Source organism: Streptomyces sp. NPDC031554 (assembly GCF_055580685.1).
Map to the genome: position 1 here is coordinate 1,214,960 of NZ_JBVIKX010000001.1, position 17,402 is coordinate 1,232,361.

The 17,402-nt window shown below is 74.1% G+C and carries 20 protein-coding genes; 9 read left to right on the forward strand and 11 right to left on the reverse strand.

All coding sequences use genetic code 11. The features are described from left to right. Positions 1-67 precede the first annotated feature (67 nt). Positions 68-454 carry a hypothetical protein gene (locus tag ACZ5FU_RS05425; RefSeq protein ID WP_451529522.1) on the reverse strand — a complete coding sequence of 129 codons (387 nt, stop codon included), beginning with the start codon at positions 452-454 and terminating at the stop codon, positions 68-70. Between the two features lie 112 nt (positions 455-566). Here ACZ5FU_RS05425 and sigJ point away from each other — a divergent pair, with 112 nt between their 5' ends. Continuing rightward, positions 567-1,517, forward strand: coding sequence for an RNA polymerase sigma factor SigJ (gene sigJ / locus ACZ5FU_RS05430; protein WP_469044622.1), 951 nt, complete (start codon positions 567-569; stop codon positions 1,515-1,517). 112 nt (positions 1,518-1,629) lie between these two features. Here the strand turns inward: sigJ and ACZ5FU_RS05435 are convergent, their stop codons facing one another. Then, positions 1,630-2,457 carry an alpha/beta fold hydrolase gene (locus ACZ5FU_RS05435; RefSeq protein WP_468833788.1) on the reverse strand — a complete coding sequence of 276 codons (828 nt, stop codon included), beginning with the start codon at positions 2,455-2,457 and terminating at the stop codon, positions 1,630-1,632. A 67-nt stretch (positions 2,458-2,524) separates the two neighbouring features. Between ACZ5FU_RS05435 and ACZ5FU_RS05440 the strand changes: the two genes are divergently transcribed. After that, complete coding sequence (locus ACZ5FU_RS05440; RefSeq protein WP_468643217.1) at positions 2,525-2,980, forward strand: MarR family winged helix-turn-helix transcriptional regulator; 456 nt, start codon at positions 2,525-2,527, stop codon at positions 2,978-2,980. Between the two features lie 179 nt (positions 2,981-3,159). Here the strand turns inward: ACZ5FU_RS05440 and ACZ5FU_RS05445 are convergent, their stop codons facing one another. Continuing rightward, positions 3,160-3,681, reverse strand: coding sequence for a hypothetical protein (locus ACZ5FU_RS05445; RefSeq protein ID WP_469044740.1), 522 nt, complete (start codon positions 3,679-3,681; stop codon positions 3,160-3,162). Positions 3,682-3,980: 299 nt separating this feature from the next. Here ACZ5FU_RS05445 and ACZ5FU_RS05450 point away from each other — a divergent pair, with 299 nt between their 5' ends. Next, positions 3,981-4,430 (forward strand): hypothetical protein, encoded by a 450-nt coding sequence (locus ACZ5FU_RS05450; protein WP_468833791.1) that lies wholly within the window; start codon positions 3,981-3,983, stop codon positions 4,428-4,430. A 95-nt stretch (positions 4,431-4,525) separates the two neighbouring features. Here the strand turns inward: ACZ5FU_RS05450 and ACZ5FU_RS05455 are convergent, their stop codons facing one another. The 4 genes from ACZ5FU_RS05455 to ACZ5FU_RS05470 form a co-directional block, all read right to left on the reverse strand. Next, the gene (locus ACZ5FU_RS05455; RefSeq protein ID WP_469044624.1) at positions 4,526-5,920 is read right to left on the reverse strand and encodes a sensor histidine kinase; all 1,395 of its coding nucleotides are present in this window, start codon (positions 5,918-5,920) and stop codon (positions 4,526-4,528) included. A 34-nt stretch (positions 5,921-5,954) separates the two neighbouring features. After that, positions 5,955-6,749 carry a response regulator transcription factor gene (locus ACZ5FU_RS05460; RefSeq protein ID WP_469044742.1) on the reverse strand — a complete coding sequence of 265 codons (795 nt, stop codon included), beginning with the start codon at positions 6,747-6,749 and terminating at the stop codon, positions 5,955-5,957. A 146-nt stretch (positions 6,750-6,895) separates the two neighbouring features. Further along, positions 6,896-7,489, reverse strand: a complete 594-nt coding sequence (locus tag ACZ5FU_RS05465; RefSeq protein ID WP_469044626.1) for an FMN reductase — start codon at positions 7,487-7,489, stop codon at positions 6,896-6,898. Next, positions 7,486-8,625 carry an LLM class flavin-dependent oxidoreductase gene (locus ACZ5FU_RS05470; RefSeq protein WP_451529531.1) on the reverse strand — a complete coding sequence of 380 codons (1,140 nt, stop codon included), beginning with the start codon at positions 8,623-8,625 and terminating at the stop codon, positions 7,486-7,488. The genes ACZ5FU_RS05465 and ACZ5FU_RS05470 overlap by 4 nt, the downstream gene beginning before the upstream one ends. Before the next feature lie 172 nt (positions 8,626-8,797). Here ACZ5FU_RS05470 and ACZ5FU_RS05475 point away from each other — a divergent pair, with 172 nt between their 5' ends. Then, the gene (locus ACZ5FU_RS05475) at positions 8,798-9,661 is read left to right on the forward strand and encodes an AraC family transcriptional regulator (RefSeq protein ID WP_451529532.1); all 864 of its coding nucleotides are present in this window, start codon (positions 8,798-8,800) and stop codon (positions 9,659-9,661) included. On the opposite strand, the gene ACZ5FU_RS05480 is transcribed toward ACZ5FU_RS05475, so the two are convergent. The 3 genes from ACZ5FU_RS05480 to ACZ5FU_RS05490 are packed head-to-tail and all read right to left on the reverse strand — an operon-like array spanning position 9,631 to position 11,968. After that, positions 9,631-10,461: a TIGR03943 family putative permease subunit gene (locus ACZ5FU_RS05480; protein WP_469044628.1), complete on the reverse strand. Its 831-nt coding sequence runs from the start codon at positions 10,459-10,461 to the stop codon at positions 9,631-9,633. The genes ACZ5FU_RS05475 and ACZ5FU_RS05480 overlap by 31 nt on opposite strands. Then, positions 10,458-11,492 carry a permease gene (locus ACZ5FU_RS05485; protein ID WP_469044629.1) on the reverse strand — a complete coding sequence of 345 codons (1,035 nt, stop codon included), beginning with the start codon at positions 11,490-11,492 and terminating at the stop codon, positions 10,458-10,460. Before ACZ5FU_RS05485 ends, ACZ5FU_RS05480 begins: the two co-directional genes overlap by 4 nt. Positions 11,493-11,494: 2 nt before the next feature. After that, positions 11,495-11,968, reverse strand: coding sequence for a MarR family winged helix-turn-helix transcriptional regulator (locus ACZ5FU_RS05490; RefSeq protein ID WP_451529535.1), 474 nt, complete (start codon positions 11,966-11,968; stop codon positions 11,495-11,497). Positions 11,969-12,215: 247 nt separating this feature from the next. Here ACZ5FU_RS05490 and ACZ5FU_RS05495 point away from each other — a divergent pair, with 247 nt between their 5' ends. Genes ACZ5FU_RS05495 through ACZ5FU_RS05505 form a run of 3 tightly spaced genes read left to right on the forward strand, consistent with a single transcriptional unit; the run spans position 12,216 to position 13,949 of the window. Then, on the forward strand, positions 12,216-12,995 hold the full coding sequence (locus ACZ5FU_RS05495) for an SDR family NAD(P)-dependent oxidoreductase (RefSeq protein WP_451529536.1): 780 nt from the start codon (positions 12,216-12,218) through the stop codon (positions 12,993-12,995). Further along, complete coding sequence (locus ACZ5FU_RS05500) at positions 12,992-13,165, forward strand: hypothetical protein (protein ID WP_451529537.1); 174 nt, start codon at positions 12,992-12,994, stop codon at positions 13,163-13,165. Before ACZ5FU_RS05495 ends, ACZ5FU_RS05500 begins: the two co-directional genes overlap by 4 nt. A gap of 28 nt (positions 13,166-13,193) precedes the next feature. Continuing rightward, positions 13,194-13,949 carry a tyrosine-protein phosphatase gene (locus ACZ5FU_RS05505; protein WP_468643227.1) on the forward strand — a complete coding sequence of 252 codons (756 nt, stop codon included), beginning with the start codon at positions 13,194-13,196 and terminating at the stop codon, positions 13,947-13,949. 71 nt (positions 13,950-14,020) lie between these two features. On the opposite strand, the gene ACZ5FU_RS05510 is transcribed toward ACZ5FU_RS05505, so the two are convergent. After that, positions 14,021-15,214, reverse strand: a complete 1,194-nt coding sequence (locus ACZ5FU_RS05510; protein ID WP_451777572.1) for an RtcB family protein — start codon at positions 15,212-15,214, stop codon at positions 14,021-14,023. Positions 15,215-15,417: 203 nt separating this feature from the next. Here ACZ5FU_RS05510 and ACZ5FU_RS05515 point away from each other — a divergent pair, with 203 nt between their 5' ends. Next, positions 15,418-16,269: a DUF3558 domain-containing protein gene (locus ACZ5FU_RS05515; RefSeq protein ID WP_468833807.1), complete on the forward strand. Its 852-nt coding sequence runs from the start codon at positions 15,418-15,420 to the stop codon at positions 16,267-16,269. A 118-nt stretch (positions 16,270-16,387) separates the two neighbouring features. Further along, complete coding sequence (locus ACZ5FU_RS05520; RefSeq protein WP_451529541.1) at positions 16,388-17,353, forward strand: DUF3558 family protein; 966 nt, start codon at positions 16,388-16,390, stop codon at positions 17,351-17,353. The last annotated feature ends 49 nt before the right edge of the window (positions 17,354-17,402 follow it).

Consider the following 17,402-nt stretch of genomic DNA (forward strand, 5'->3'; position numbering starts at 1 on the left):
CGCCCTCTCGCTCCCCCGCCGCTTCGCCGGCCTCCGCACCGGATCGCCCTCCGGCCTGGCGGGGGTCTCAGCGCCGGGCCAGCGCCAGCACACTCAGTCCGAACATCAGGACGCCCAGGGGGAGATGGACCGACGGGACGTGCGCGATGCCGAGCACGACCTGGACCGAGGCGAGCACGAGGAAACCCGACGCGTACCAGACGGGCCGGAGCGAGCCGCCGCCCGGCTTCCACGCCAGCACCGCCGCGAGCACGTACAGCATCGACGCCCCGTACATCACCCGGGCTCCGACGCTGTGCAGCGTCTCTCCGTAGGCCGCGGTCAGCAGCAGGCCGGCGGAGACCGCCTGGAGGAAGATGGTCAGGGTCTGCAGGGCGATCGCGATCCGCAGGAACGAGGAGCCGCGCTCCCCGTCCTCCGTCCCCCGAGCAGTGGTCGCGTGAGTGGTGGTCATGTCACAGTCCCCTTTTCCGCCCTCGGGCGGCAGGCCCTCGGACAGCGAACCGACAATGGTCTCACCAGCCCGACGACGCGGGCCCGCGAAAGGTAAGGCGGGGGGCGAGAACATGGGGACCGCCGGGACCGGCGAGGCTGAGGAAGCCGCCGATCGAGGCCAACTGATCAATGTCGCCTACCGATTGCTCGGGTCGGTGACCGAGGCCGAGGACGCCGTGCAGGACGCCTACGCCCGCTGGTTCGGGCTGTCGCGGAGCCGTCGGGAGGAGATCCTGTCCCCCGGCGCCTGGCTGACGACGGTGACCGGCCGCATCTGCCTGGACCTGCTGGGCTCGGCGCGGGCCCGCCGGGAACGCTATGTCGGCGCGTGGCTGCCCGAGCCGCTGCCCGACCGCACCGAGTGGGCCCGTGCGGGCGGCACCGGCCCCTCGCGACCCGCGGACCCCGCCGACCAGATCGTCCTGGACGAGTCGGTGACCACGGCCTTCCTCGTCGTCCTGGAGTCGATGACGCCGGCCGAGCGGGTGGCGTTCGTCCTGCACGACGTCTTCCGGTACCCGTTCGCCGAGATCGCCGACGTTCTCGGCCGGACCCCCGCGGCCTGCAAACAGCTGGCGGCGTCCGCCCGGCGGCGGTTGGGCACCGCACCCGCCGAGGTGACGGCGAGCGGCCGGGCCGACGTGGTGAGGCGCGTCAAGGAGGCGTGGGAGAGCAAGGACATCGCGGCCCTCGTCGGGCTCCTCGACCCGGCCGCCGTGATGACCGCCGACGGCGGCGGCGCGGCCGGCGCCGCCCCGCGCCCGGTCGAGGGCGGCGCGCGCATCGCCACGTACATGGTCGCCATCGCCGACAGGGCTCCGGGACTCGAACTCCTGGAGCGGTCGGTCAGCGGCGTGCCGGGCCTGGTGGCCCGGCGTGCCGGCGTCGTCACGACCGTCGCCTCGTTCGACGTCTTCGACAGGCGCGTCGCCCGGATCTGGGCGGTCCGCAACCCGGAGAAGCTGCGGCCGTGGGCCGGGGTGGCAGGAGATGCTCCACGACCGGGGGAGTCGCGCGGGTGACGTCGGCGACCGGCACCGGCTTCGCGGCCGAGCGGCGACGGGCGGCGTCGAGCGGCGGCGGTCGCCCCGCTCGACGCGGTCTCCTGCCTTGCGGGCGTGCCGTCCGGCGCCGTCAGCCCAGGAAATCCATCAGCCGTTCGTTCAGCTCCTTCGGCTCGGTGAGCGGCAGGGAGTGGTGGGTGGCTCCGGGGAGCAGGACCACCTCGCCCCGCGGCAGGGCCCGGCGGGCCCTGCCGGCGACCTCGGCGGCGCGGTGGGCGCGGCTGTGTTCCGCGAGCAGCACCAGTACCGGCATGCGGAGGTCGGCGGTCCGCAGGCGGCCGCCGGTGAAGAGCTTGCGGCCGGGAACGGTGGTGGCCAGCGCGTTGAGCCGCTGCCAGGTCTCGTCCGGGTGGAGACCCGCCGTCTCCCAGGCGAGGAAGGCGCGGGCTCGGGCCTGGCTCGGGCGGATCAGGGTGGGCAGCGCGCGCAGCAGGTAGCCGGGGCGGAGCCCGGCGAAGATCTGGGTGGGGTCGACGAGGGCGAGGCGCTCGACCCGCCGCGGTGCGTGCAGCGCGTACCTGGCGGCCAGCCAGGAGCCGTAGGAGTGCCCGCACAGGTGCGTGCGGGCGAGCCCGAGCCCGTCCAGCAGCGCGTCCAGCCAGGCCGTCAGGTCGTCGGCGTTCCTCAGCGGTTCGCCCCGGCGTTCGGTGCGGCCGGCGTCGCCCATCAGATCGACCGCGTGGACCCGGTGACGCTCGCCGAGCACCGGCGCGTTGGCGAACCAGACCAGGCCGGTGGCGGAGCCGCCCGGCAGCAGCACCAGGGGGCTGCCGTCCGCCGGACCGTACACATGGACCCGGGTGCGCCCGTACGGCGTGGCGACGTCGCGCTCCTCGGTGGACTCGGGCCAGCGGGCGCGCAGTTCGTCGTAGGCACGATCGAAAGCCGACAGGGACACGGGCGTTCCTCTCGTTGAGCGATAATCTCGTTCAGCGAGATGTTATCGAGGATCCGAAGGGACGCGCATGGACGATCAGAGCCCGGCGATGGGGCTGGTTCACCTGCTGCGCGCGGTGACCGTGGAGTTCGACCTGCTGGGCGCCGAGTTCGCCGCGCGCCACGGGCTGCACCCCACCGACGTGCGCGCGCTGATCCACCTGCTGGACGCGGCACGGGCCGGCACCCGCGCCACGCCCGGGTGGCTCGGCGGGCGACTGCGCCTGAACTCGGCCGGGACCACCGCCCTGGTGGACCGCCTGGAGCGGCTCGGACTGGTCCGGCGCAGCAGGGACACGGCCGACCGGCGACGCGTGCTGCTGGAGGTGGAGGAGAAGGCCACGCACCTCGGGTGGAGCTTCTTCGGTCCGGTGATCGGCGAGGTGGTGGCGGTCTCGGAGGATTTCGAGGCGGGCGAGCTGGAGACGGTGCGCCGCTTTCTGACCTCGGTGCTGGAGTCCACCCGGCAGACCCCTTCCGCCTGACGGGGCTCCGGCGTAGCGGCGGGCGGGGCCCGCGGGTGGAGCCCGCACGGGCCCGGCCCTCCGTCGCGGCGCCCCGCGCGGCGTCCTTCACGGCGTCCCGCGCGGCGCCCCGTGCCGGGCGGGTGGCGTACGGCGCCCGGCACGGGACGCCACGACGGACTCGCCGCCCCGGCCGGAACTCACCCCCCGCCCGGGTCCCGCGGGGCCTGCCGCACCTCCCGCCGCCGCACCCCCTCCGGCCACACCACCTCCACCGGCACCCCCGCCGCCCGCGCGTCCAGGACCGCGTCGGCCGTGCCGCCGCCCCCGCCCGACGGCGGCTCGCCGTCCCAGACGGCGACCAGGCGGTCGGCGCGTTCGACGAGGACCGCGTTGGCGGCCCCGTACGCCTGCCGGTCGGCCCGCTCGCGGGGCAGGACGACGACCTCGTGGGCGGCCTCGACGAGGCGGTCGAAGCGGGCGGCGTGGCCGGGCCGGACCTTGGTGCGGCGGTAGTCGCGGGACGGGACGACGACGGTCAGCCGGCCGCCCGCCGCCAGCACGGCCTCGGCGAAGACGGAGTCGGCGCCCTCCGCGATGCAGGACACCCCGACGAGGCCGCCACGGGCGCCGTGGCGGCGGAGCAGGTCGTCGAGGGCCGCGCGGACCAGCGGGACGCTGTCCTCGGTGAGGTCGGTGTGCCCGGTCACCGCGACGGTCACCGCCGCGGTCGGCACGGGGGCCGCAGCCGTCCCCGGGTCCGCGGCCGTCCCCGGGTCCGCGGCCGTCCCCGGGTCCGCGGCCGTCCCCGGGTCCGCGGCCGTCCCGGGGGCCGCGGGGGCCAGCTCCGCCGGGGGGTCGGTGGGCGTGTTCTCGTCACCTTGCCGGAGGTACGTCCGGAAACGTCCTGGTGACTCCTCGGGTGTCATGGGCACGATGATCCCGTTTCGCGGCACGACGCACCATCGCTCGCACGGAGCCCACCCGGCACAGCCCCACTCCCGAGAAGAGGGTCCACCCGATGTCCCTGCGTACGCGTACCCGCACGCTCACCACGACCGCCGCCCTCGTCGGCGCCGCCGCCCTCGCCCTGTCCGGCGCCGGCACGGCCACCGCGAGCGGCGGTGCCGGCCTCCCCGCCGGCGCCGCCGCCACCGTCTCCTGGTCCGCCTCCCACGGCACCGCCTCGGCGGCCGGCGAACGGTGGGTAGAGAGCGGCAGACTCGTCCTCGACGGCACCCTCACCAACACCGGTACCGGGTGCTACTCGGTCTGGACCCGGTTCGTCCACGACTTCGTCGTCCTGCCCGCCGCCAAGCAGGCGGAGATCTGCGGCACGGGCTCCGTCCACTTCACCGCGGGCAAGAGCTACACGTACACCACGACCGGCACCGTCAGGGTGTGCCGGGGCACGACCGACACCACCGACTGCGGCCAGGCCGTGAGCATCACCCACTGGCCGATCGGATAGACCCGGCACCGGGCCGGGACCGGGACCGAGGCCGGAACCGGAGCCGGGACCGAGGCCGGAGCCGAGGCCGGAGCCGGAGCCGGGACCGGCCCCGCCTACTCCGCGCCGCCCACCGTGAACCCGATCACCGCGCCGCCGCCCGCCCGGTGGAAGGCGAACGCCGCTCCCCCGTGCGCCAGCGCGACCTCCCGGACGATCGAGAGGCCGAGTCCCGAGCCCGGCAGGGAGCGGGCGTCCGCGGCGCGGTAGAAGCGGTCGAAGACACGGGTGAGGTCGGTCTCGGTGATGCCGGGCCCGCGGTCGAGGACCTCGACGCGGACCGGGCCGTGCCGGGCCGGACCGGTCACGGTGATCTCGATGGGGCCGCGGCCCTCGCGGTCGAACTTGGCGGCGTTCTCGACCAGGTTGGACAGCGCCCGCTGGAGCATGCCGGGCCGGCCGTCGGTGGTGGTGTCGCCCGCGGCGCGCACCACGATCCGCCGCCCGGTGCGGCGCCGCGCGAGTCCCGCCACGTCCTCGGCCAGGTCGGCGAGGTCGATCCGCTGCGGCGGCTCGGTGTCCGACTGCCCGGCGGCGAGGTCCACCAGTTCGTTGACCAGGTCGGTCAGTTCGCGCGCCTCCTGGCCGAGGTCGGCCACGAGTTCGTCCCGGGTGGCGGGCGGCAGTTCGTCGATGCGGCGCAGCAGCGAGATGTTGGTCCGCAGTGAGGTCAGCGGCGTCCGCAGCTCGTGCCCGGCGTCCTGGACCAGCCGCCGCTGGTCCTCCTCGGACTGGGCGAGGCGTCCGAGCATGCGGTCGAAGGCGCGGCCGAGGCGCCCCACCTCGTCGTAGCCGGTGACGGGCACCTGGACGCCGAGCCGGCGGGTGCGCGCGACGACCTCGGCGGCGGTCGTCAGCATGACCAGGCGGTGGGTGATGCGCCGGGCCAGCCACCAGCCGGACAGCCCGGCCGCCGTCACGACCGCGGCCATCAGGAGCAGCGTGCGCTGCTGGAGCGCCCGCAGCAGGTCCTCGGTGTCGCTGAACTCCTGCGCGATCTGCACCGCGCCCCGGCCGCCGCCGAGCGCGACGGTGGCGACCCGGTAGACGTCGCTGCCCACGTCGACGTCCTGGTGCTCGACGATCGTGCCCGCGACAGCCGCCCCGGCGATCCCCCGGTCGGCGTCCTTCACGGGCAGCCCCGGGTTCCCGGGGTCGACGACGCTCCCGTCCGCCCCCAGCACCTGCACGTCGGTGCGGGCCGGGCGCACGATGTCGTGGCCGGGCGCGGCGGAGGAGAAGTCGGCGGGGTCCATCGCCCGGTCGCGCACCTCGTCGCGCAGGTCCTGCACGACCTCGTCGAAGACGGACTCCTGGTCCACCCGCAGCAGGCGGGCGGCGGCGTTGTACGACAGCACGCCGACGACGACGGTGACGGCCGCCGTCACCGCCGCGAAGGACACCGCGAAGGTGGTGCGCAGCGAGACGGCCTGCGGACGCCGCCTGGACACCCACCGGCGGAGCCGACCGGACACGGGGTGCGCCTCAGTCTTCCCGCAGCACGTAGCCCACGCCCCGCACGGTGTGGATCAGCTGCGGGGCGCCGGGCCCGTCGAGCTTGCGGCGGAGGTAGCCGACGTAGACGGCGAGGTTCTTGGAGCCGGGGCCGAAGTCGTAGCCCCAGATGCGGTCGTAGATGGTGGAGTGGTCGAGGACGACGCCGGCGTTGCGCACCAGCAGTTCCAGCAGCTCGAACTCGGTACGGGTCAGCTCCAGCTCGCGCTCCCCGCGCCAGGCCCGCCGCGCCCGCGGGTCCATGCGCAGTCCGGCCGCCTCCAGGGAACGCGCGGCGGCCGCCGCCTCCGGGGCCGTGCCCTGCGGGGCGCCCGCCGTGGGGGCGGTCCCGCCGGCTTTCGCCCCGGCGGGGTCGGTCCCGCCGGGGTCCGTCCCGGCGGCGTCCCTGCGTGCGTCGGCCGGCGCGCCGGAACCGGTGCGGCGCAGCAGGGCGCGCAGCCGGGCGAAGACCTCCTCGACGTCGAAGGGCTTGACCACGTAGTCGTCGGCGCCCGCGTCCAGGCCCGCGATCCGGTCCGCGGTCTCCACCAGCGCCGTCAGCATCAGGATCGGGGTGCGGTCGCCCTCGGCCCGCAGCACCCGGCAGACCTGCAGGCCGTCGATGCCGGGCATCATCACGTCCAGGACGAGGACGTCCGGCGGCGCCTTGTGGGCCTGCGCCAGTGCCTCGACGCCGTCGGCGACCGCGGTGACCCGGTAGCCCTCCAGGGTCAGCGCGCGTTCCAGGGCGTGACGGATGGCGCGGTCGTCTTCGGCGAGCAGCAGCGTGTGGGGCACGCGCCCAGTCTCCCAGCCGTCACGCTCCCGCGGCGTGACGGGCGGCTCACCGGGCGCCCTTCTTACGTGCCTCTCACCCGCCCCGGCCCGCCCGGCCGCCCGGCGCGCGGGCCCGCTCACCCGCCCCGGCCCGCTCAGCCCGCCGGCCGCAGGGCAGCGAGCTGCTCCGCGAACGGCACCACCGCGAACTCGTCCTTCACCGCGGGCCGGGCCGCCGCCAGGCCGCTCGTCAGCGCGGCCAGTTCCCCGGCGGCCCGCTCGATCCGCTCGGGCAGACCCGCCGCGCCCCAGTCCTCGGAGGCGGCGTAGACACCGGTCGGGACGACGACGGCCCGCAGGTGGGCGAAGAGGGGCCGCAGCGCGTGCTCCAGCACGAGCGCGTGCCGGGCCGTGCCGCCGGTGGCCGCGATCAGCACGGGCTTGCCGGTCAGCGCGTCCTTGTCGAGGACGTCGAAGAAGGACTTGAACAGTCCGCTGTACGACGCCGAGAACACCGGGGTGACCACGATCAGCCCGTCCGCCGCCGTGACCGCCTCCAGCGCGGCGGCCAGTTCCCGGCCGGGGAACCCGCTGGTGAGGTGGTGGGCGATCTCGACGGCGAGGTCGCGCAGTTCCACGACCCGCACGTCGGCCGGGGTGCGTTCGGCGGTGGCCGCCGCGAGCCGGTCGGCCAGCAGGCGGGTGGACGACGGGACGCTCAGTCCCGCCGAGACGACGACGAGCCTCATGCGACGGTCTCCTTGTCCTGAGCGGGGTCACCGGCGGCGGTGTTTCCGGCGGCGTTCTTGGCGGCGTTCTCGGCGGCCAGGAGCGAGGCGTGGGTCGGCGCGTCCGGGACGCCGGCCGGGCGGCCCTTGGCGAACTCCTCGCGCAGCACCGGCACGACCTCCTCGCCCAGCATGTCGAGCTGCTCCAGCACGGTCTTCAGCGGCAGTCCGGCGTGGTCCATCAGGAACAGCTGGCGCTGGTAGTCGCCGGCGTACTCGCGGAACGCCAGCGTCTTCTCGATGACCTGCTGCGGCGAACCGACGGTCAGCGGGGTCTGGTCGGTGAAGTCCTCCAGGGACGGTCCGTGCCCGTAGACCGGCGCGTTGTCGAAGTACGGCCGGAACTCGCGCACCGCGTCCTGCGAGTTCCTCCGCATGAAGACCTGCCCGCCGAGGCCGACGATCGCCTGCTCGGGGGTGCCGTGCCCGTAGTGGGCGTAGCGGGCCCGGTACAGCTCGACCATCCGCCTGGTGTGGTCGGCCGGCCAGAAGATGTTGTTGTGGAAGAAGCCGTCGCCGTAGAACGCGGCCTGTTCGGCGATCTCCGGCGAGCGGATCGAGCCGTGCCAGACGAACGGCGCGACGCCGTCCAGCGGGCGGGGGGTCGAGGTGAAGCCCTGCAGCGGGGTGCGGAACGTGCCCTCCCAGTTCACGACGTCCTCGCGCCACAGCCGGTGCACCAGGTTGTAGTTCTCGACGGCGAGGTTGATGCCCTCGCGGATGTCCTTGCCGAACCAGGGGTAGACCGGGCCGGTGTTGCCGCGGCCCATCATCAGGTCGACGCGCCCGTCGGCCAGGTGCTGGAGCATCGCGAAGTCCTCGGCGATCTTCACCGGGTCGTTCGTGGTGATCAGCGTCGTGGAGGTGGACAGGATCAGCTTCTCGGTGCGCGCGGCGATGTAGCCGAGCATCGTCGTCGGGGACGACGGCACGAACGGCGGGTTGTGGTGCTCACCCGTGGCGAAGACGTCCAGGCCGACCTCCTCGGCCTTCAGCGCGATGGCGACCATGGCCTTGATCCGCTCGCGCTCGGTCGGCGTACGTCCCGTGGTGGGGTCCGGCGTGACATCGCCGACCGTGAAGATCCCGAACTGCATGGCCGCTCACCCTCCAAGTTGTTTACGGTTCAACTATACCGCCCAACGGTGCCCCCTCGCCCCGTATTCCTGCGGCCGTCCCCTCCCGCCGTCCCCTCCCGCCGTTCCCCCGCCGTTCCCGTCCCCCGGCCGCGCCGGGACCGATGTCGGTGGCCCGTCCTACGATCCCGGCATGGCCGCCCCCCGCCGTGACACCCGCGGCATCGTCGACGCCGCCGAACTGCTCGCGCGCGTCCGCTTCCGGCGCCGCGAACCGGCCCCGCCGCTGCGCCCCTACCTGGAGCACTACTGGCTGATCGACTGGGACCTGGACCGGCCGTACGCCTCCCGCGTGGTCCCGCATCCCTCGGTCAACCTGGTCTTCCGGCGGTTCGGGGACCGGGCACCCGTCGCCGAGGTCTGCGGCGTCGGACTCGGCCTGTTCACGCAGAGCCTGGAGGGCAGGGGCCGGGTCTGCGGCGTCCAGTTCCGCCCCGGCGGCTTCCGCCCCTTCGCCCCCGGTCGGCCGGCCTCGGCCTGGACCGGCCGGCGCGTGCGCCTGCCCGCCGCCGACCCCGCCCCCGTTCTCGCCCCCGCCGACGAGGACGCCCGCGTCGCCGCCCTCGACGCCCACCTCCTCGCCCTGGCCCCCCGGCCCGACCCCCGCGCCGACCGGGCGATGGCCCTGGCCGACCGCGTCCGCACCGACCGGACCGTCCGCCGGGTCGCCGACCTCGCGCGGGCGGAAGGCGTCTCCGCGCGCCTGCTGCAACGCCTCTTCGCCGCCTACGTGGGCGTCGGCCCCAAGTGGGTGATCCTGCGCTACCGCATCCACGAGGCCCTCGAACGGGCGGAGACCTCGGCGGACGTCGACTGGCCGGCCCTGGCGGCGGACCTGGGCTACGCGGACCAGGCCCACCTGGTGAGGGACTTCAAGGCCACGGTGGGCGTGTCCCCGACGGTCTACGCGTCCCACCGGGGCGCCCTCGGGGGAACGGGCGGGACCGCCTCCGGCCGGCCGCCGCGCTACGACCCGAGCGGCAGCGCGTCGGTGTAGCCGTTCACCGGCCGCTCGACCTCCGTGACGGTACGGCCGTCCAGCGCGACCGCCGCCGAGGACGTGCCCAGCGTGCCCTGCGCGTGCCAGGTCCCCGTCACCGTGACCCAGGTGTCGGCCTCCGGCGCCGCCACGCCGTACACCCGCACCTTCACCGACTGCGCGTCCGCCGCACAGCACGACAGCATGATCCGCGTCAGGTACCAGCCCCCGTCCGCGGGCGTGACGAAACCGGTCATCCGCACCGTGCGCCCCTGGACGGCCCGCGCCCTGTCCTGCTGCACCCGCTGGGTGAAGTCGGTCAGCGTGATCGGCAGCGGCGAGGTCGCGGGCAGCGGGTCGAAACCGTCCCCGTCGACGACCGCGACCGCCTTGGACGCCTCCCGCGAGGCGGTGTAGGACCCGAGCGCGGGCGGGGCGTGGAACAGCAGGCTCAGCGCGGGCAGGAGCAGCAGCCAGGCGACGCGGGGCACACCCGCGTGACCGTGCCCGTGATCCTGCCCGCCGTCGCCGTGCGCCTCATCGCCACCGCCGCCGCCGTCGCCGCCGCCGTCGCCGCCACCGCCACCGCCACCGCCACCGCCACCGCCACCGTCGCCGTCCCGCGCGGGCCGCTCCGCCGGCCGCCGGGCCGACCACGCCTCCGCCGCCCCCAGCAGGAGCAGCAGCACGCCCGAGGCGATCAGCAGCGGCCGCATCCCCTCCTTCACGTACCTCAGGTACGCCTCCGAGAACAGCGAGACCCGCAGCACCCCCACACCGCTCAGCACCAGCAGCGCCACCTGCGCGAACCGCCTCACAGCAGCACCCCTCCCACGATCACGCTGCACACCACCGCGACGACGGCCGTGGCGCCGGAGAACCGGACCGCGAAGGCCCGTCCGAAGGTGCCCGCCTGAAGCGCGATCAGCTTCAGGTCCACCATCGGGCCGACCGCCATGAACGTCAGCCGCGCCGTGGGCGAGAACCCGCTGAGCGAGGCCGCCACGAACGCGTCGGCCTCCGAACACACCGCCAGCACGATCGCCAGCAGCGCCAGGAACAGCACCGACAGCCACGGCGAGTCCGCGAAGGTGTCCACCACCGAACGCGGTACGGCCACGTTGAACGTCGCCGCCGCGATCGCCCCCACCACCAGGAAGCCTCCCGCGTGCAGGAAGTCGTGCTGGAAACCGCGCCGGAACTCCGTCCAGCGGCTGTGCCCCGGCCGGTGCCCGGTGTGCCGCACCGCCGGCTTCAGCCACTCCTCGCGTCCCCGCCACAACCACAGCCAGCCCATCACGGCCGCCGTCACCAGCGAGGCCAGCAGCCGGGCCACCACCATCTCCGGACTGCCGGGGAACGCGATCGCCGTGGCGGTCAGCACGACCGGGTTCACGGCGGGCGCCGACAGCAGGAACGCGAACGCCGCGGCCGGATTCACCCCCCGCCCGATCAGGCTGTTCGCCACCGGCACCGACGCGCACTCACAGCCCGGCAGCACCACCCCCGCCGCCCCCGCGACCGGCACCGCGAACGCGGCCCGCTTCGGCAGCAGCCGGTGGAAGACGCTCGCCGGCACGAACGCGTCGATCGCCCCGGACAACGCCGTGCCCAGCAGCAGGAACGGCAGCGCCTGCACGGTCACCGCGAGACACACCGTCCGCCACGCCTGCACGGCCGGGTCCTCCAGCGACCGCCCGACCAGCACCAGCACCGCTCCCGGCAGCACGGCCGCGCCGGCCAGCAGCAGCGGCCAGTTCCGCGGCAGCGCCCGCCCGGCACCCGGCCCCGCCCCCTCGGCCGGTACGGGGCCGCCGTCCTCCGTGCGGGTGTCCGCGACCGTCCGCATGCCTACCCCAGCCCTCCCCGCAGCCGCGCGACCTGCTCCCCGCTGAACTCCACCGTCCGCCCCATGTGCCGCACGATCACCGCCAGTTCCGCGTCGTCCAGATCCGCGAAGAGGGGACTCCAGTCGCCGCCCAGCCGCTCCCAGGTCCGCCCGAACTCGGCGATCCGCTCCGGCACCGTCGCCACCAGCACCCGCCGCCGGTCGGCCGCGTCCCGCTCCCGCACGACGTACCCCGCCTTCTCCAGCCGGTCCACCAGCCGCGTCGCCGACCCCGTGGTCAGCCCCGTCAGCTCCGCGACCCGGCCCGCCGTCACCGGCTCCCGCTCCAGCGAGAGCAGGTTCAGGCACTGCAGATCGGTCGGGTGCAGCCCCAGCCGGTCCGCGACGGCCTGGTTGAACAGCGCGAACGCCGCGACATACCGCCGGGAGACCGCGGACAACTCGCCGAGCAGCCGCGACCGTACGTTCCCCGACATCGCCCGCACACCCCTTCGTAGCGTCGTCCGCAGATCGTACGACGTACCCGGACCCGCCCCGTCGACAGCGCGACCCCGCCCGCCGGGACGTCTCCGGCGCCCTCGTCCGCCTCGCCGGCGGGGACGTCGTCAGGGGGCACCGCGCGGACGGTGGGCGCGCGGCCCCGCCTATCCTGACCGGGCGGGCGCCCGCCCGTCCGCGTTCCGCGCACGTCCGCCCCGCCCGAGGAACCGAGGAGCAGCCCCCATGGCCACCGCCGCCCCGTCCGCCGCGTCCCGCATCGCCGTCGTCACGGGCGCGAGCAGCGGCATCGGCGCCGCCACCGCCCGGCAGCTCGCCGCGGCCGGCTACCGCGTCGTCCTCACCGCCCGCCGCGCGGACCGCATCGAGGCGCTCGCCGAGGAGATCACCGCGGCGGGCGGCTCCGCGACGGCCTACCCGCTGGACGTCACCGACCGCGCCGCCGTCGACGAGTTCGCGACCGCCTTCCGCACCATCGGCGTCCTGGTCAACAACGCGGGCGGAGCACTCGGCGCCGACCCGGTCGCCACCGGCGACCCCGCCGACTGGCGCACGATGTACGAGACCAACGTCATCGGCACCCTGAACCTCACCCAGGCCCTGCTCCCCCGGCTGGTCGCGAGCGGCGACGGCACGGTCGTCGTGGTCTCCTCCACCGCCGGCCACGGCACGTACGAGGGCGGCGGTGGCTACGTGGCCGCCAAGCACGGCGCTCACGTCCTCGCCGAGACCCTCCGCCTGGAGATCGTCGGGCAGCCCGTCCGCGTCATCGAGATCGCCCCCGGCATGGTCAGGACCGACGAGTTCGCGCTGACCCGCTTCGGCGGCGACGCCGAACGGGCCGCGAAGGTCTACGAGGGCGTGGCCGAGCCCCTCACCGCCGACGACGTGGCCGAGACGATCACCTGGGCGGTGACCCGTCCCAGCCACGTCAACGTCGACCTGCTGGTCCTGCGTCCGCGCGCCCAGGCCTCCAACACCAAGGTCCACCGGGAACCGCGATGACCGGCGCGGAGGCGGGCCTCCCGCAGACCCCCGAACGGGCCGCGGAACGACGCCGCCTGGCCCAGGAGACCAAGGACGAACGCCAGGTCTGGTACTTCCTGGCCTACTTCCTCTTCGGCATCCACGTCATCGCCTTCGTGATGATCTACGCCGTGAGACACGGCAACTGAGCAGGGTGCCCCGCGAGTCCTCACCGGTGTGGACAGACATCTTCCCTTCGAGGCCCTGCACAACTTCCGCGACCTGGGCGGCCACCGCACCCCGGACGGCCGCCACCGCGTCCGTCCGGGCCGCCTCTACCGCGCCGACTCCCTGGGCAAGCTCACCCCGGGCACCCCCGACTGGGACCTCTTCCTCTCCCTGGGCATCGCCACGGTCGTCGACCTGCGCCACCCCTGGGAGGCGGAGCGCGCCGGCCGTGTCCCGGCGCACCCCTCCTTCACGTACCGCAACCTCAGCATCGAGCACCGCTACTACGACCAGGCGGCACAGACCCCCGACGTCGCACCCGGCCCCTACCTGGCCGAGCGGTACATGGAGGTCGCGCAGGACGGCACCGCCGAGATCCGCGAGGCCCTGGAACTCATCGCCGGCACGGACGCCCCCCTGGTCTTCCACTGCGCCTCGGGCAAGGACCGCACCGGCCAACTGGCCGCCCTGGTCCTCGCCCTCCTGGGCATCGACGACGACCTGATCACCGAGGACTACACCCTCACGGAACGCGCCACCCCCGCCCTCCTCGCCGACTGGCGCGCCCGCCACGACGGCGCCTCCCCCACCTGGCCGTACTACCTCCACGCCCCCGCGTCGGTGATGCGCCTGTACCTGGCGGCCCTGGCCTCCCGCTACGGCTCCACGGACGGCTACGTCGAGAAGGCCCTGGGCATGGACCCGAAGACCCTGTCCGCGACCCTGCGGAACAACCTCCTGGAGCCCTCGGGCGAAGCCGCCTGAGGCCCGGCGCCACCGCCCGCACGGGCGGCACCGGTGGGGCGCGGCCCGTGCGCCGCGCCCCACCGGTGCCGCTATCCCTTCACGCAGACGACCTGCTTGAGCTTCGCCACGACCTCCACCAGGTCCCGCTGCTGGTCGATGACCTGCTCGATGGGCTTGTAGGCCCCCGGGATCTCGTCCACGACGCCGGAGTCCTTGCGGCACTCCACGCCCCGCGTCTGCTCCTCCAGGTCCGTCGTGGTGAAGCGGCGCTTGGCCGCGCTCCGGCTCATGCGCCGACCCGCCCCGTGCGAGGCCGAGTTGAACGCCTTCTCGTTCCCGAGGCCCTTCACGATGTACGAACCCGTGCCCATGGAACCGGGGATGATCCCGTACTCACCGGAGCCGGCCCGGATCGCGCCCTTGCGGGTGACGAGCAGGTCCATCCCCTCGTAGCGCTCCTCGGCCACGTAGTTGTGGTGCGCGCTGATCTCCTTCTCGAAGGTGGGCTTGGCCTTCTTGAACTCCCGGCGGATCACGTCCGTCAGAAGCGCCATCATGATCGTGCGGTTGTGCCTCGCGTACTCCTGCGCCCAGAACAGGTCGTTGCGGTACGCCGCCATCTGCGGGGTGTCCGCGACGAACACGGCGAGGTCGCGGTCGATCAGGCCCTGGTTGTGCGGGAGTTTCTGCGCCACGCCGATGTGGAACTCGGCGAGTTCCTTGCCGATGTTCCGGGAACCGGAGTGGAGCATCAACCAGACAGAACCCGTCGTGTCCGTGCACACCTCGACAAAGTGATTTCCGCTGCCGAGCGTTCCCATCTGCTTCGTGGCGCGTTCCTGACGGAATTTGACCGCCTCCGCGATCCCCCCGAACCGCCCCCAGAAGTCGTCCCACCCGCCGGTGGCCAGTCCGTGGAACCGGCCCGGATCGACCGGGCTGTCGTGCATCCCGCGTCCCACCGGGATCGCCTGCTCGATCTTCGAGCGCAGCCGGGACAGGTCCCCCGGCAGGTCGTTGGCGGTCAGGGAGGTCCTGACCGCGGACATCCCGCAGCCGATGTCGACCCCGACCGCCGCCGGGCACACCGCGCCCTGCATGGCGATGACCGAACCGACCGTCGCGCCCTTGCCGTAGTGGACGTCCGGCATCACGGCCAGGCCCTTGATCCACGGCAGGGTGGCGACGTTGCGCAGCTGCTGGAGCGCGCCGTCCTCGACCGTCGCGGGGTCGGCCCACATGCGGATGGGCACCTTCGCGCCCGGCATCTCCACGTACGACATATCGTCCTCATTCCCCCGGAAAGCAACAGAAGTCCCGAAACGCAAAACCGGTGCCAAGGTCGGCAAGAGGGACGGCGGACCGGCATCCACGGCGTTGCGTGCGATACACATTGTCTGCCGGTGCCGCCCCCGTCCGGCAAGCGAATAACCAGCGGGGACACTGGACCCGCCATCCACGATGTGACCGTCGAGAGGAGCCGACCGTGCAGCGGAAGGCGTACGTACCCGGCGTCGCCGCGCTCCTCGCGGCCCTGCTGGCCGGCTGCTCGAGCAGCGCGGACGACGGCGGCCCGACGGACAACTCCAATCCGGGCGACGCCGGCACCGTGACCGCCGCCGCGCAGCCGGGTCGCTACGACGCCCTCCCCGAGGCCTGCGGGGCGGTGGGCCGCGGCACCCTGGACTCCCTTCTGCCGGGCATCGCCCTGATTCCCGACGAGGCGCGGCGCGAGGCCGTGTACGCGGGCCAGGCGACGCCGACGTTCGACACGGACCGCAAGGCGGGCTGCCGCTGGAAGGTGGACTCCACCGACGCCATCGACCACCTGAGCGTCGACTTCGAGCGGGTGGTCTCGTACGACAACGCGGTCAGTGACGACAGCCAGGCCGAGACGCTGTTCGCCGGGAAGGTGACGGCGGCCGGTCTGCCCGCGCCCACCGCGTCGCGGGCGGCGGTCGACGCGGCGACTCCCCCCGGCGGTACGACGGCGGCCCCTTCCGCCCCGTCCTCCTCCGCCCCGTCACCCTCCGCCTCCGCCTCCGCGTCGGCGTCCGCCTCCACTTCCCCCTCCGCCTCCGCCTCCGCCTCCGCCGACCTCCAGTCCCGGCTCCTCGACGATCTCGGGGACGAGGCCTTCGTCGACGACGTGCTCGCCGACTCCGGTTCGACGGCGAAACAGCGCACGGTGACTGTGGTGTTCCGCACGTCGAACGTCATCGTGACCATCGGGTACGAGGAGCAGGCGACGTCCCTCGGCGTCGTCCCGGACAGCAAGGAAATGCAGGACAACGCCCGGAAACTGGCCGCGCAGCTCGCCGACTCCCTGGCCGGCTGAGGCCACTTCGGGCGCACGGGCCCCGCGCGTGCGATGCCCCGGAAGCGGAAACGCACGACTCCCTCACCGCGTACCGTGGCCCACCGGACCCGATCCGACCGCAGGAACCACGAGCGTCATGAGTGAAGGAACCATGCAGCGACGAGCCCAGCGAGACGACCAGTGCGACCGGCGAGACCGGCGAGCGATGCGTGCGGGAGGCGTGAACCGTCTCCTGGCCGCGGCGACCGTGGTCCCCGTGATGCTGATCGCCGCGGGCTGCTCCTCGGACTCCGGCTCCGACTCCGCCTCCGGCTCCGGTGGCGGGTCCGCGGCGCAGAAGACCGGCGGCGCGTCCGCCACCACCCCGAGCGCCGAGCCGACCGTGCAGGCGGCCGCGTACCGGACGCTGCCCGAGGCGTGCGGCGTGCTGTCGAAGAAAACGCTGACCTCGTTGGTGCCCAAGGCTCCGGCCAAGGGCAAGGAGGGCACGTCGAGCGACGCGGCGGCGCGGGCCTCCTGCTCCTGGTCGAGCCTGGACAACAACGGGGTGAAGGGGTCGCAGTTCCGCTGGCTGAACGTCTCGATGGTCCGTTTCGAGACGGACGCGGCGAGCAGCGGCGAGCAGCAGGCGCAGGAGTACTACGCGAAGCAGGTGCAGGGGGCGTCGGCGACGACGGGGGCGAAGAACGCGAAGTCGCAGCCGCTCGCCGGGGCGGGTGACCAGGCGACGACCGTGCGCTACGACCTGAAGAAGTCCGAGGGCGCCTTCAAGCAGCAGACGGTGGTCGCGCGCGTGGAGAACGTGGTCGTCACGCTGGACTACAACGGCGCCGGTCTGGCCGGTGAGAAGACGCCGGACGCGGACGCGCTGGTGAAGTCCGCGGAGCTGGCGGCGAAGGAGACGGTGGCGTCGGTCGAGGCGGCCAACGGCCAGGGCTCGGGCGGCGGTTCGGCCTCCCCGGCACCGTCGGGCACCTCGTCGAAGGCCCCGTCCGCGTCGGCGTCGCCCTCGGCCCCGTCGTCGGCGTCGGCGGCGGCCTCGGCCGCGGCATCGGCGGCGGTCGCCAAGAAGACCTCGACGCCGGCCGCCGGGAAGAGCTGACGTACCGGCAACACGTGTGCCGCACACATGTGCCACCCTGTTGCGCGCA